The organism is Variovorax sp. V93, assembly GCF_041154485.1.
GTDB lineage: Bacteria > Pseudomonadota > Gammaproteobacteria > Burkholderiales > Burkholderiaceae_C > Variovorax > Variovorax beijingensis_A.
In genome coordinates this window covers 3622294-3634936 of sequence record NZ_AP028669.1, presented here as the reverse complement: position 1 = coordinate 3634936, position 12643 = coordinate 3622294, and the positions used below count along the sequence as shown (strand labels likewise).

The window sequence follows — 12643 nt, the reverse complement described above, 5'->3', positions numbered from 1 at the left end:
CCCTAGATCTTGAGGTCTGAATACAGGCCGGTCACGCGGTCCATGATGGCCAGCAGGTTTTCGCTGCTCACGAACACGTCGGACATGAGGGCGGGCGAGGCCCCGGCGCCTTCGAGGCGCTGGAGTCCGCGGTTGAAGAACATCCATTGCGCGTCGGCCAGCACCAGTTCCTGGCGGATCTGCGGCGTGGCTTCGGGCGCGTTGCGCAGGATGTCGAGCGCGGCCAGGAATTCGGCGCGTGACTTGGCGATCTCGGCCGTGCTGCCGGCCGCGTCGATCTGCATCGCGCCGGCCAGGTAGAACTTGGCCATGCGCTGCGACAGCATGCGCTGCCGGCCTGCGATGTTGACCAGCCGGCCTACGGGCTTGCCCGAAGCGGCTTCGTACTGCGTGGTGCCCTGGTTCGCGAGCGCGAGCACGGCGGCATCGAGCTTGACGATCCGGGCGGCTTCTTCCTTGCCGGGCGTCGGGCTGGTGAGCTCGCGCCTGAAGTCGCCCCAGGCGCCGTCGAGTGCGTCGTAGGTACTGCGGATGGCCGGGCTTGGCGCGAAGGCCTTGAGTTCGACCAGCTGCCTTTCGAACAGCGCAATCGACTTGTCGAGCACCTGCTGCGCATTGCGCGTTTCCACCTTCTGCACCAGCGCGAGGTAGGCCTTGCTCGCGCGCTGCGACAGCATGCGCTGGCGGCCCGCCTTGTTGATGGCGTCGTTGAGGTCGGCCACCTGCGCGCGAGCGCCCGCCGCAGCCAGCGCGGAGGAAGCGAGGAAGAGTCTTCTTTTCAAGCCTTTTTCTCCGCTTACACCGTCAGCGGCGTGAACTGCCGCACATCCACCTGTGCCTGGCTCGATTCGAACCACGGATCGGGCTCGCCGTCGAGCGCGAACTGCAGCCGCTCCCACAGCGCCTTGCGGCCAGCTTCGTCTTCGAGGATCTTCTTCTTCACGTAATCCAGCCCCACCCGCCCGATGTAGTGCACCGTGCGCTCCAGGTACCAGCCTTCCTCGCGGTACAGCTGCAGGAAGGCGCCCGAATACTCCATCACCTCGGCGGCCGTCTTCACCTTCACCAGGAACTGCGCCACCTCGGTCTTGATGCCGCCGTTGCCCCCCACATACAGCTCCCAGCCCGAATCCACCCCGATCACCCCCACGTCCTTGATCCCGGCCTCGGCGCAGTTGCGCGGGCAGCCCGAGACCGCCAGCTTCACCTTGTGCGGCGAATACATCGCCCACAGCGCGCGCTCCAGGTCCTTGCCCATCTGGGTGGAGTCCTGCGTGCCGAAGCGGCACCACTCGCTGCCCACGCAGGTCTTCACCGTGCGCAGGCTCTTGGCGTAGGCAAAGCCCGAGGGCATGCCGATGTCCTTCCACACGCCCTCCAGGTCCTCCTTCTTCACCCCCAGGAGGTCGATGCGCTGGCCGCCCGTGACCTTGACGGTCGGGATCTGGTACTTGTCGGCCGCGTCCGCGATGCGCCGCAGCTCGTCGGGCGTGGTGTGGCCGCCCCACATCCGGGGAATGACGGAATAGGTGCCGTCCTTCTGGATGTTGGCGTGGCTGCGCTCGTTGATGAAGCGGCTCTGCGGATCGTCCCTGGCCTCCTTGGGCCAGGTGCTGATCAGGTAGTAGTTGATGGCCGGGCGGCAGGTGGCGCAGCCGTTGGGCGTGCGCCAGCCGAGGTTGCGGTAGACCTCGTCGTGCGTCAGGTAGTGTTCCCGGCGGATGGCGTCGCGCACGTCCTGGTGGTTCGCGTCGGTGCAGCCGCACACCGCCTTCTTCTTCGGCGTGGCCGAGTAGTCGCCGCCGGCGGTGAACATCAGGATCTGCTCGACCAGGCCCGTGCACGAGCCGCAGCTGGCGCTGGCCTTGGTGTGCTTCTTGACCTCGTCCAGGGTGAACAGGCCCTTGTCCTTGATGGCCTTGCAGATGGTGCCCTTGGTCACGCCGTTGCAGCCGCACACCTCGGCGTCGTCGGGCATGCTGGCGGCCTTGCTGTGGCCCTCGTGGCCGGTGTCGCCGATGTTGGACTCGCCGAACATCAGCTTGTCGCGGATGTCGTGCACGCTGCGCCCGTCGCGCAGCAGCTTGAAGTACCAGCTGCCGTCCACCGTGTCGCCGTACAGGCACGCGCCCACCAGCTTGTCGTCCTTGATGACGAGTTTCTTGTAGACCCCGCCGAAGGGGTCGCTCATGACGATCTCCTCGGTGCCCTCGCCGCCCATGAACTCGCCGGCGGAGAAGAGGTCGATGCCGGTGACCTTGAGCTTGGTGGAGGTGAGCGAGCCCAGGTAGCGCCCGATGCCGAACTGGGCCAGGTGGTTGGCCGCGACCTTGGCCTGCTCGAACAGGGGGGCGACCAGGCCGTAGGCGATGCCGCGGTGGGCCGCGCATTCGCCCACCGAGTAGATGCGCGCATCGGTCACGGTCTGCATGGTGTCGGTGACGACGATGCCGCGGTTGCAGTGCAGGCGCATCTGCTCGGCCAGCTCGGTGTTGGGGCGGATGCCGACAGCCATGACGACCAGGTCGGCGGGCACTTCGGTGCCGTCCTTGAAGCGGATGGCTTTGACGCGGCCCTGGTCGTTGCCCACCAGCTCCTGGGTCTGGGCGCCGATGAGGAACTTCAGGCCGCGGTCTTCGAGCGACTTCTGCAGGAGCTTGCCGGCGACGTCGTCGAGCTGGCGCTCCATGAGCCAGGGCATGACGTGCACCACGGTGACGTCCATGCCGCGCAGCATCAGGCCGTTGGCCGCCTCCAGCCCGAGCAGGCCGCCGCCGATGACGACGGCGCTCTTGTGGGTCTTGGCGGTCTCGATCATGTAGTCGGTGTCGGCGATGTCGCGGTAGGCGATGACGCCCTTCAGGTCGCGGCCGGGCACGGGCAGCATGAAGGGGTTGGAGCCGGTGCACATCAGGAGGCGGTCGTAGGGCGCTTCGGTGCCATCTTCGGCGCGCACGATGCGCCTGACGCGGTCGACCTCGACCACCTTCTTGCCGGCGTGCAGGGTGATCTTGTTCTCGGCGTACCACTCCCAGCTGTTGAGCACGATCTCGTCCACGGTCTGCTCGCCCGCGAGCACGGGCGACAAGAGGATGCGGTTGTAGTTGGGGTGCGGCTCGGCACCGAAGACGGTGATGTCGTACAGGTCGGGGGCGAGCTTCAGGAGCTCCTCCAGCGTGCGCACGCCGGCCATGCCGTTGCCGACCATCACGAGCTTGAGTTTCTTCATCATGGGTGGGCCTTTCGGGGATTAAGCAATCGGAAGCGCACGGCGCGCGTAGAGAATCGCGCCATGAGCTTTGAAGTGGACATCGGCTACAGCAGCCAGCGCGGACCGCGCGACGTGAACGAAGACTTCGCGGGCGCCGTGAACGCACCGCCGGGCGAGGAGTCGCGCGGGCTCATCGCGGCCATTGCCGATGGCGTGTCCACCGGCGGGCGCGGCCTCGAGGCCGCGCAGACCACCGTCATGGGCCTGCTGGCCGACTACTTCGCGACGCCCGACACCTGGGAGCCGACTGCCGCGCTCGACCGCCTGGTCGCGGCGCAGAACGCCTGGCTTGCCGACCACAACCGCCGGCGGCAGGGCGGCGCCACCGCGCTCACCACGCTGACGGCGCTGGTGCTGCACGGCCAGAGCTACACGCTCGCGCACGTGGGCGACACGCGCGCCTGGCGCGTGCGCGCCGGCGGCGAGCCGGCCATGCCGCTGACCCAGGACCATGCCTTCGAACACCCCGACATGCGCAGCCGCCTGACGCGCGCCATCGGCCTCGACGACCAGGTGCGTGTCGACTACGCGCAGGGCGACGTGCGCGTGGGCGACTGCTTCGTGCTCAGCACCGACGGCGTGCACGGCGTGCTCAAGCCGCAGCGCCTGGCCGCGCTGGCCCTGCAGGGCGGTGCAGAGGAGGCGAGCGAGGCGCTGGTGCGCGCGGCGCTCGATGCCGGCACGCGCGACAACGCGACCGCGCTGGTCATCCGCGTCGTCGGCCTCGATGTGCGGCAGCTCGACGACGAGCTCGGCGATGGCCGCCGCCTGGCGCCGCCGCCTTTCTTGAAGGTGGGCGACGTGCTCGACGGCTACGTCGTCACCGGGCTGGTGGCCGACACCGGCGTGCACCTGCTCTACCAGGCGCGCAATGCGGCCACGCGCGAACTGGTGGCGCTCAAGACGCTGCATCCCTCGCGCGCCAGCGACCCGCAGGAGCGCGCGATGCTCGCGCACGAGGCCTGGCTGGGCCAGCGCGTGGGCAACAGCGGATTCGTGCGCGTGCACGAGCGCGCCGAGAACGCCAGTGCGCTTTACATCGTGTTCGACTGGCACGGCGGGCGCACGCTGGAGCAGATGCGCAAGTCCGGCGCGCGCGGCGCGGTGGCCGAGGTGGTTGCCGCGGCCATCGAGCTCACCAAGGCCCTGGGCCGGCTGCACCGCCACGGCGTGGTTCACCGCGACATCAAGCCCGGCAACCTGCACCTGGGCGACGATGGCCGCTGGCGCATCCTCGACCTCGGCGTGGCGCTGTCGGGCCGCGAAGGCGCGGCCCAGCGGGAGCTGCATGCCGGCACGCCCAGCTACATCAACCCCGAACAGTGGGAGGGCGCCGAAGCCGACACCGCGAGCGACCTGTTCGCGCTCGGCGTCACGCTGTACCAGTGGCTCGGCGGCCACCTGCCCTATGGCGAGATCGAGCCCTACCAGGTGGCGCGCTACCGGCGCGATCCGGCTGCGCTCTCGCGCCTGCGGCCCGACGTGCCCGTGTGGCTCGACCACCTGGTGCGCAAGGCCGTCGCGCGCGATCCGCGCGAGCGCTTCGAAACCGCCGAGGAAATGCTGCTCGCCCTGGAGCGCGGCGCTTCCCGCCCCGTGAGCGCGCCCGCCGCCACGCCGCTGATCCGCCGCGATCCGGCTGCGCTCTACAAGATCGCGCTGGCCGTGTCGCTGCTGTTCAACGCACTGCTCGTGGTGTGGCTGCTGTTTCTGCCACGTTGAGAGATGGGAGGGCGCGCGCTTCATCGGATGCCTTTTTGTCTACGGCCGCGCTCCGCGTTTAACTTCGCCGGAGGCGAAGTTAGCCTGCGACGAAAAGGCGGTCGTGCGGGCACGGCCGCCTTTTTCGGCCCAGGTGCGGGTCCAGCGGATCTGCATCACGCGCATGACGCCCAGCATCACCAGCGACAGCGCGCCGAAGAACACGAAGCCCCAGACGTAGCTGCCCAGGTACTGCTTCGACAGGCCCATGGCGTTGGGCACCAGGCCGCCGCCCAGCGCGCCGATCTCGCCGATCATCGAGCCCGCCACCGCAGTGCTCGTGGGCCAGCGCAGCGGCACCAGCTGGAACAGCGCGCCGTTGCCCGCGCCCAGCGCAGCGAAGCACACGATCAGCAGCAGCGTGGTGAGTGCGAGCGATGCCGACGAGATACCCACCAGCACGAGCCCGGCGGCCACCACCAGCAGCACCACGGTCAGCGTGTTGACGCCGCCCCAGCGGTCGGAGATCCAGCCGCCCACGATGCGCACCGCGGCGCCCATGAAGGCGGCCAGCATCGTGAGCTGTCCGGCCTGCACCTTGCTCACGCCGAACTGGTCGTAGTAGTAGGAGGGCAGGAAGGTGGTGAGCCCGATGAAGCCGCCGAAGGTCACGCCATAGATCAGGCTGAACACCCAGCCGTCCTTCTCGAACAGGCAGGCGATGTGTTCGCGGAAGCTGGCGTGGCTGTCGACGTCGGGCGGTTCCTTGGCAAAGACGATCATCACGATCATCGGCACGAGGATGGCGCCGGCCGCCACGCCGTACACCGCCTGCCAGCCGAGCCACTGCGCGAGCGGCGGCGCCACCAGCACCGACACCGCCGTGCCCACGTTGCCGGCGCCCACCAGGCCCATTGCCAGGCCCTTGTGCTGCGGCGGGAACCAGCCCGAGCCCAGCGACAGCGCCACGCCGAAGCTTGCGCCCGCAATGCCCAGCAGCACGCCCATGGCGAGCAGGTCGTTGAAGCTCTTCACGAAGAAGAAGCCGAACAGCATCGCCACCGCGATCAGGCCCATCTCGACCAGCGTCGCGTTCTTGCGGCCGATGTACTGCGACAGGATGCCGAGCGGAAAGCGCATCAGCGCGCCCGCGATGATCGGCACCGACAGCATCAGCCCCTTCTGTGCGGGCGAGAGGTCGAAGCTCTCGCCGATGAAGGGCGCCATCGCGCCGTTGAGCACCCAGATGCAGCACGAAAACGAGAAGTACAGGAAGGACGCAAACAGCGTCGGCCCGTGGCCGGAATGCAGAAAGGTCTTGAAGCTGGACATGGCGTTCAATCGTGCGAAATGCCGCGGCGCGGCCTTGCAGGAGCCGTGTCGGCGGACGGGGTTGGGGCGGGATGCCGGTGGCGGACGCTGCCGGCGTGGGGGTGCTTCCCGGCACGTACGGTGCCGGGATGGATGCAGGAGCCTGCAGCCTCACCAAAGCGGTGCTTCGTTACACCGCACCCCGTTCGATGCAAGAGGCGTGCCTGCGAAAACGCGCGGGCCTGGCCTATGCTTGCGCTGCTCTCCGACACCTCGCCATGATTTCCCTTCTCGCCGTTCTGCCCAATGAATTCGCCGGCTCCGCGCCCTTGCCGGAGCTGCCGGAGCCGCTGCGGCTGGCGCTGGAGGGGACGAATGCCACCATGCTCGGAGTGGCCACCTGCCACACGCTGGTGCAGCAGGTGGGTGCGCTTGCACCGCAACAGGCATGGGTCCATCTGCCCGAGCCGGCGGATCAGCTGCCGGCGCTGGTCGAAGCACTGCAGGCCTGGGGCGGCGCGCCGCCTTGCGCGCTGAGCCTGGCCAGCGCGCCGCTGAGCAGAGAACAGCACGAGGCGCTGGCCGCGCTCGGCGTGCATGCCTGGGCGCCCATCGATGCGCTGGACGCCGTGTCGCTTGCTGCACTGCTCGCCCGCGCGCAGGCCCGCTGGCAGCGCGAGGCCGCGCTGCGCACCGAGCTCGACGCGCTGCGCACGCGCATGGACGAGCGCAAGTGGGTCGACCGCGCCAAGGGCCTGCTGATGTCGGCGCGCGGCATCGGCGAAGACGAAGCCTTCGGCCTGCTGCGCGGTGCCGCAATGCATGCCAACCTGCGGCTGGGCGAGGTGTCTCGCTCGGTCATCGAGGCCGCGCAGTGGGCCGATGCGATCAACCGCGCCGGCCAGCTGCGCATGCTCTCGCAGCGGCTGGTGCGCGTGGCGGCGCAGCTGCTGTCGGGCATCGACGTGCAGCGCGCGCGGGTTCTGCGCACGCAGTCGACCGAGCGGGTGCAGCAGAACCTCGATCATCTGGGCACCCTCGAGCTGGGCGCGGCCGGCGTGCTCGCGCTGGGCGAAGTGCAGGCCGCCTGGAGCGCGCTCGCCGCGTCGCTGGCCGCGCGTCCCGCGCAGCAGGGGCTGGCCGAGATCGACGCGCGTGGCGAGGCCTTGCTGTCGGCGGCCGAGGCCATGACGGAGGCGCTGGAAGCATCCGGCGCGCGGCGTGCGCTGCGCATCGTCAACATCTGCGGGCGCCAGCGCATGCGCGCGCAGCGCCTGGCGAAGGACGCATTGCTCGCGTCGATCATCGGGGCAGAGGCTTCGCGCGGCCGGCTGCTGCCGACCATGAACGAGTTCGAGGCCGCGCTGCTGGAGCTGGAGCGCGCGCCCCTCAGTTCACCCGAGATCCGCGCCGCACTGGCGGCCGCGCGCGACGAATGGCTGCGCCTGGTCGGCGGCGTGCAGGCGCTCGAAAGCCCCGAAGGCCGCGCAACGCTGGTGCGTTCGAGCGAGGCGCTCGTCGACACCTTCGAGCGCCTCACGGGTTGGTACGAGCACAGCCTGCAGGTCATCATGTCCTGAGCCTGGCTCACCCCCAGTCTGCGCGCACTTCGTGTCGCTTCGCCAACCCCCTCACCGGGGGCAACACCAGCGGCCCGGCGAAGCCGGTTCCGCGGTGTTCCACGAAGGGCTGGCATCGCGTCATGCGCCTTGCGCGCCGGGTCAGGCTGCGACTTTTTCTACGTGCGCCTGGCGCGTGTAGAGGAAATCGATCACCGCCTTGCGGGCGTGCACATAGGCCGGGTCCTCGGCCAGCTCGACGCGGTTGCGCGGCCGGGCGATGTCGACCTTCAGCACCTCGCCGATGGTGGCGGCCGGGCCGTTGGTGAGCATCACGATGCGGTCGGAGAGCAGCACCGCCTCGTCGACGTCGTGCGTGACCATGACGACGGTGCTCTGCGTCTTCTGGACGATGGCGAGCAGCTCGTCCTGCAGCTTGGCGCGCGTGAGCGCGTCGAGGGCGCCGAAGGGCTCGTCCATCAGCAGCACCTTGGGTTCCATCGACAGCGCGCGCGCAATGCCCACGCGCTGCTTCATGCCGCCGGAGATTTCGCCGGGGCGCTTCTGCGCGGCGGCCGAGAGGCCGACCATCGCGAGCGCCGCATCGGTGCGCGCGCGCAGCTGCGCCTTGCCTTCGGTGGCGGCAAAGACGCGCTCGACCGCGAGGTACACGTTCTCGAAGCAGGTGAGCCAGGGCAGCAGCGAGTGGTTCTGGAACACCACCGCGCGTTCCGGGCCTGGGCCCTTGATTTCCCTGTTCGCGCACAGCAGCACGCCCTGCGTTGGCGTGGTCAGGCCGGCGATGAGGTTCAGCAGCGTCGACTTGCCGCAGCCCGAATGGCCGATCAGCGTGACGAACTCGCCCTTGGCCACGTTCAGGTTGACGCCCTGCAGCGCAAGGAAGCTGCCCTTGGCGGTCTTGAAGCGCTGCTCGACGTTGTGTATCTCGATGTACTTCGAATCATCATTCATGACTTCACCTCTTCGAACGTGAATGCGGTTGCAAGCTTGATGAGCGCGAACTCCAGCACCAGGCCGACGATGCCGATCACGAAGATCGCGATGATGATGTTGGCGACGTTGAGGTTGTTCCACTCGTCCCACACCCAGAAGCCGATGCCCACGCCGCCGGTCAGCATTTCGGCCGCCACGATCACCAGCCATGCGGTGCCCACGGCCAGGCGCACGCCGGTCAGCATGTAGGGCAGCACGGCCGGGAACAGAATTTTTGTGAAGATCTTCCACTCCGACAGGTTCAGCACCTTGGCCACGTTCATGTAGTCGCTCGGCACGCGCTGCACGCCCACCGCGGTGTTGATCACCATCGGCCAGATCGAGCAGATGAAGATGGTCCAGATGGCCGCCGGGTTGGCACCCTTGAACACCAGCAGGCCGATCGGCAGCCAGGCGAGCGGCGAGACCGGGCGCAGCAGGCTGATGAGCGGATTGAACATGCGCGAAAGGAACTCGAAGCGCCCGATCGCAAAGCCCGCCGGAATGCCGACCGCCGCGGCCAGCCCGAAGCCCAGCGCCACGCGCTGCAGCGACGAGAGCACGTTCCAGCCCACGCCCTGGTCGTTCGGCCCCTTGCTGTAGAACGGATCGCTGAACACCGTGAGCGCCTGCTGCCAGGTGGCCAGCGGCGATGGAAAGCCGGTGGTGCTCTTCATGGCCACCAGCTCCCAGATCAGCACCAGCAGGCCGAAGCCCGCGAGCGGCGGCAGCACGCGCATCCAGAAGGCGCGCAGGTCGATGGGGGTGCGCGGCTTGGGCTCCCTGGCGGCAGCGGCGGGTTGCGAGGGCGCCTCGGCGCGGGGCACACCCTCGCTCCGACCCTCTCCCGCGCGCGGGAGAGGAAGGGATGCGTCCATCGGCGAATGAAATACAGCGCTGACCATGATGTGTTTCTCCTCAGGCATGCAGCTTGAAAGACTCGGCGTACTTCTTCGGATCCTTGCCGTCCCACACGGTGCCGTCGAACAGCTTGCTGCTGCGCATCACGTCCTTGGGCACCGGGGTCTGCGTGGCGGCGGCGGCCTGCTTGTAGATGTCGATGCGGTTGATCTCGGTGGCCACCTTCAGGTAGTCCGGATGCTCCTTCAGCAGGCCCCAGCGCTTGTGCTGCGTGAGGAACCACATGCCGTCCGACAGGTAGGGAAAGCTCACGGCGCCGCCGTTGTAGAACTTCATGTGGTTGGGGTCGTCCCAGCTCTTGCCCATGCCGTTGACGTAGCGCCCCAGGATGCGCTGGTTGATCGCGTCCACACTGGTGTTGACGTAGCTCTTGTCCGCGATGGTCTCGGCCATCTTGTTCTTGTTCTGCAGGCCGGTGTCGATCCACTTGCCGGCCTCGATGATGGCCGCGGTGACGGCGCGCGCGGTGTTGGGGTACTTCTTGACGAAGTCGGCCGTGGTGCCGAGCACCTTCTCGGGGTGGTCCTTCCAGATGTCCTGCGTCGTGATGGCCGTCACGCCGATGCCGTCCATGATCGCGCGCTGGCCCCAGGGCTCGCCCACGCAGTAGCCGTCCATGTTGCCCACGCGCATGTTGGCCACCATCTGCGGCGGCGGCACCGTGATGTTCTTGACGTCCTTGAAGGGGTCGATGCCGGCCGATGCAAGCCAGTAGTAGAGCCACATTGCATGCGTGCCAGTGGGAAAGGTCTGCGCGAAGGTGTATTCGCGCTTCTCGCTCGCGATCAGCTTGGCGAGCGAGGCAGCATCGACCGCGCCCTTGTCGGCCAGCTTCTTCGAGAGCGTGATGGCCTGGCCGTTGTTGTTGAGCGTCATGAGCACGGCCATGTCCTTCTTCGGGCCGCTCAGGCCCAGGTGCATGCCGTAGACCAGGCCGTAGAGCACGTGCGCCATGTCCAGGTCGCCGTTGGAGAGCTTGTCGCGCACGCCGGCCCAGCTGGCTTCCTTGCTGGGCACGATCTTCACGCCGTACTTCTTGTCGATGCCCAGCACCGAGGCCATCACCACGCTGGCGCAGTCGGTCAGCGGGATGAAGCCGATCTTCACTTCTTCCTTCTCGGGCTTGTCGGAGCCCTGGGCCCAGACTGCGGCACGCAGCGCAGGATTGACTCCCACGGCGCCGATGGCGGCGGCTTGCAGTACGCGGCGGCGGCTGAGGCGGGTTTTCAGCGGGTCGGTCATGTGGCGGGCTCCGGTTGAAGAACAACAAACAAAGGAAGGCAAAAAACAAAAAGGCGTCCCGCACCGCGCAGGGGCTGCTCGAAAACGAGCCCTTGCGGGATGGGGGACGCCTTTGTCCGATCTCGGCGGGCAACACCCGCCGTTGGGTGCCACCTGCCTGGGGACCCGAAGGTCCATGTACTACTTCAGCAAACTGTGTGCCAGCTTTTGCCGCCGCCAATTGCTATCGAATCGGCAGCAGGAGAGCGGTTGCCGGCATGAGCGCAAGGGCCGCAGGGCGGAAATCCGGATGCATGCACGGTTGTTGTGCACTGCACCAATCCGAACGCTTTTTGGGGCGGCGCTCAGCGCCGGGGCGCCGCATCGAGCGGCAGGTAGTCGGCCATCGCGAGCATCGACTCGGCCACGTCGACCAGGCGGCGCTTCTGGTTCATGGCGGTCTGCAGCAGCATCTTGTGCGCTTCGTTCTCGCTCATGCGGCGGTGCGCCATCAAGAGGCCCTTGGCGCGCTCGACCAGCTTGCGCTCGTTGAGGGAGGCGCGCACGGTCTCGAGCTCGTCGCCCATGGCCTGCAGCCGGCGCGACTGCTCCTGGACCATGTCGAGCACCGAGCGCTCCAGGTGGCGACCGTATTGCGCGGGCTCGGTGGCCCGGGTGTCGGCGTCGTCGAAGAACAGCGCGCCCTCGGGCTGCGGCGCCAGGTTGCCGAGCACCTGCTGGTAGCGCTGCAGTTCGCTGCGTGCCTGCGCGGTCTTGCGGGCGCAGAGTTCGCGCAGGTCGGCGGCCAGCCGGTCCTCGACGGTTTTCATGGCGTCGATGCGGCGCGTGCACCAGTCGAACCAGGCCTGGCTCAGCCGCGGGTCGGGAGCGGCCGCCGAGGCCGTCTGGGCCGGGCTCACGCTCATGCGGCGCTGGCGCTCGATCTCGGCCATGACAGCCTCGGACTGGCTTTGGTGCCAGAGCGCCAGCACGCCGCTGCTCGAAAACTCGGTGAAGACCTGGAAGCAGCGCTCCTGCAGTTCGATGAGATGCAGCCATTGCTGGCGCTGCGCCTCGTCGCTGCGGCCCACGGCCAGCGAGGCGGCGCCGAAAGCACGCTCCTGGCCGGCGAATTCCTTGCCCTGCATGAAATTGAACATCGCCACCAGCAGGCGCGAGATCTCGGGATCGGTGGCGCCGTCGGCTGCCTCGAACACCACCGCCAGCAGGCCGGCCACGAGCTTGGCGAAGGCGGCGGTGGCCTGCGCGGGCGTCAGCTCAAGCGCGCCGATGCGGCGGCGCAGGGCGGGCAGGCCGTCCAGTCCCGGAAGCACCCAGGCGATGCGGCTGAAGAGGCGGGCGCTGTTGCCCGCGGTGGCGCCGGGGTGCGCTTCGGTTTCGAGCTGGTCGAACCCGGCGCGCACCTCCTGCTCGAGCGCCAGGCATTCGGCGATCTGCGGATCGCGCTGCTCGGCGAAGCGGCCGCCGCGCGAGGCGAGGAACACGTTGGACATGCCGCGTTCCCGCTGCAGCGCATGGACCAGCCGCGCGATCAGGCCGACCAGGTCGCTGGTGCGCGCGAGCTGGTCCAGCTCGTCGATTTCGCACCTTCGGGCGGCGATCAGAAAACTCAGTCCGGATTTCATGGCGGGGGAGGGGGAGCACA

9 protein-coding genes are annotated in these 12643 nt (G+C 68.2%); 2 read left to right on the top strand and 7 right to left on the bottom strand.

What is annotated here, in order from left to right:
* Positions 1-2 precede the first annotated feature (2 nt).
* Positions 3-782 (bottom strand): type IV pili methyl-accepting chemotaxis transducer N-terminal domain-containing protein, encoded by a 780-nt coding sequence (locus tag ACAM54_RS17220; RefSeq protein ID WP_369648359.1) that lies wholly within the window; start codon positions 780-782, stop codon positions 3-5.
* Positions 783-796: 14 nt separating this feature from the next.
* Positions 797-3229, bottom strand: coding sequence for a nitrite reductase large subunit NirB (gene nirB / locus ACAM54_RS17215; protein ID WP_369650993.1), 2433 nt, complete (start codon positions 3227-3229; stop codon positions 797-799).
* 63 nt (positions 3230-3292) lie between these two features.
* Here nirB and ACAM54_RS17210 point away from each other — a divergent pair, with 63 nt between their 5' ends.
* Positions 3293-4993, top strand: a complete 1701-nt coding sequence (locus ACAM54_RS17210; protein WP_369648358.1) for a protein kinase — start codon at positions 3293-3295, stop codon at positions 4991-4993.
* A gap of 39 nt (positions 4994-5032) precedes the next feature.
* On the opposite strand, the gene ACAM54_RS17205 is transcribed toward ACAM54_RS17210, so the two are convergent.
* Positions 5033-6304: a nitrate/nitrite transporter gene (locus ACAM54_RS17205; RefSeq protein ID WP_369648357.1), complete on the bottom strand. Its 1272-nt coding sequence runs from the start codon at positions 6302-6304 to the stop codon at positions 5033-5035.
* Between the two features lie 257 nt (positions 6305-6561).
* On the opposite strand from ACAM54_RS17205, the gene ACAM54_RS17200 reads away from it, so the two are divergent.
* Complete coding sequence (locus ACAM54_RS17200; RefSeq protein WP_145747541.1) at positions 6562-7863, top strand: ANTAR domain-containing protein; 1302 nt, start codon at positions 6562-6564, stop codon at positions 7861-7863.
* Positions 7864-8004: 141 nt separating this feature from the next.
* Here the strand turns inward: ACAM54_RS17200 and ACAM54_RS17195 are convergent, their stop codons facing one another.
* The 4 genes from ACAM54_RS17195 to ACAM54_RS17180 form a co-directional block, all read right to left on the bottom strand.
* Entirely contained in the window at positions 8005-8814 is an 810-nt protein-coding gene (locus tag ACAM54_RS17195) for an ABC transporter ATP-binding protein (protein ID WP_012748620.1), read from the bottom strand.
* Positions 8811-9740 carry a nitrate ABC transporter permease gene (gene ntrB, locus ACAM54_RS17190; protein ID WP_192327707.1) on the bottom strand — a complete coding sequence of 310 codons (930 nt, stop codon included), beginning with the start codon at positions 9738-9740 and terminating at the stop codon, positions 8811-8813. Before ntrB ends, ACAM54_RS17195 begins: the two co-directional genes overlap by 4 nt.
* A gap of 13 nt (positions 9741-9753) precedes the next feature.
* Positions 9754-10998 carry a CmpA/NrtA family ABC transporter substrate-binding protein gene (locus ACAM54_RS17185; protein ID WP_145747543.1) on the bottom strand — a complete coding sequence of 415 codons (1245 nt, stop codon included), beginning with the start codon at positions 10996-10998 and terminating at the stop codon, positions 9754-9756.
* A 344-nt stretch (positions 10999-11342) separates the two neighbouring features.
* Positions 11343-12623 carry a nitrate- and nitrite sensing domain-containing protein gene (locus ACAM54_RS17180; RefSeq protein ID WP_369648356.1) on the bottom strand — a complete coding sequence of 427 codons (1281 nt, stop codon included), beginning with the start codon at positions 12621-12623 and terminating at the stop codon, positions 11343-11345.
* Positions 12624-12643 lie beyond the last annotated feature (20 nt).

Coding starts and splice junctions, on each gene's coding strand:
- nirB (WP_369650993.1), bottom strand. CDS start 3,229: ATGAAGAAACTCAAGCTCGTGATGGTCGGCAACGGCATGGCCGGCGTG.
- ACAM54_RS17210 (WP_369648358.1), top strand. CDS start 3,293: ATGAGCTTTGAAGTGGACATCGGCTACAGCAGCCAGCGCGGACCGCGC.
- ACAM54_RS17205 (WP_369648357.1), bottom strand. CDS start 6,304: ATGTCCAGCTTCAAGACCTTTCTGCATTCCGGCCACGGGCCGACGCTG.
- ACAM54_RS17200 (WP_145747541.1), top strand. CDS start 6,562: ATGATTTCCCTTCTCGCCGTTCTGCCCAATGAATTCGCCGGCTCCGCG.
- ACAM54_RS17195 (WP_012748620.1), bottom strand. CDS start 8,814: ATGAATGATGATTCGAAGTACATCGAGATACACAACGTCGAGCAGCGC.
- ntrB (WP_192327707.1), bottom strand. CDS start 9,740: ATGGTCAGCGCTGTATTTCATTCGCCGATGGACGCATCCCTTCCTCTC.
- ACAM54_RS17185 (WP_145747543.1), bottom strand. CDS start 10,998: ATGACCGACCCGCTGAAAACCCGCCTCAGCCGCCGCCGCGTACTGCAA.
- ACAM54_RS17180 (WP_369648356.1), bottom strand. CDS start 12,623: ATGAAATCCGGACTGAGTTTTCTGATCGCCGCCCGAAGGTGCGAAATC.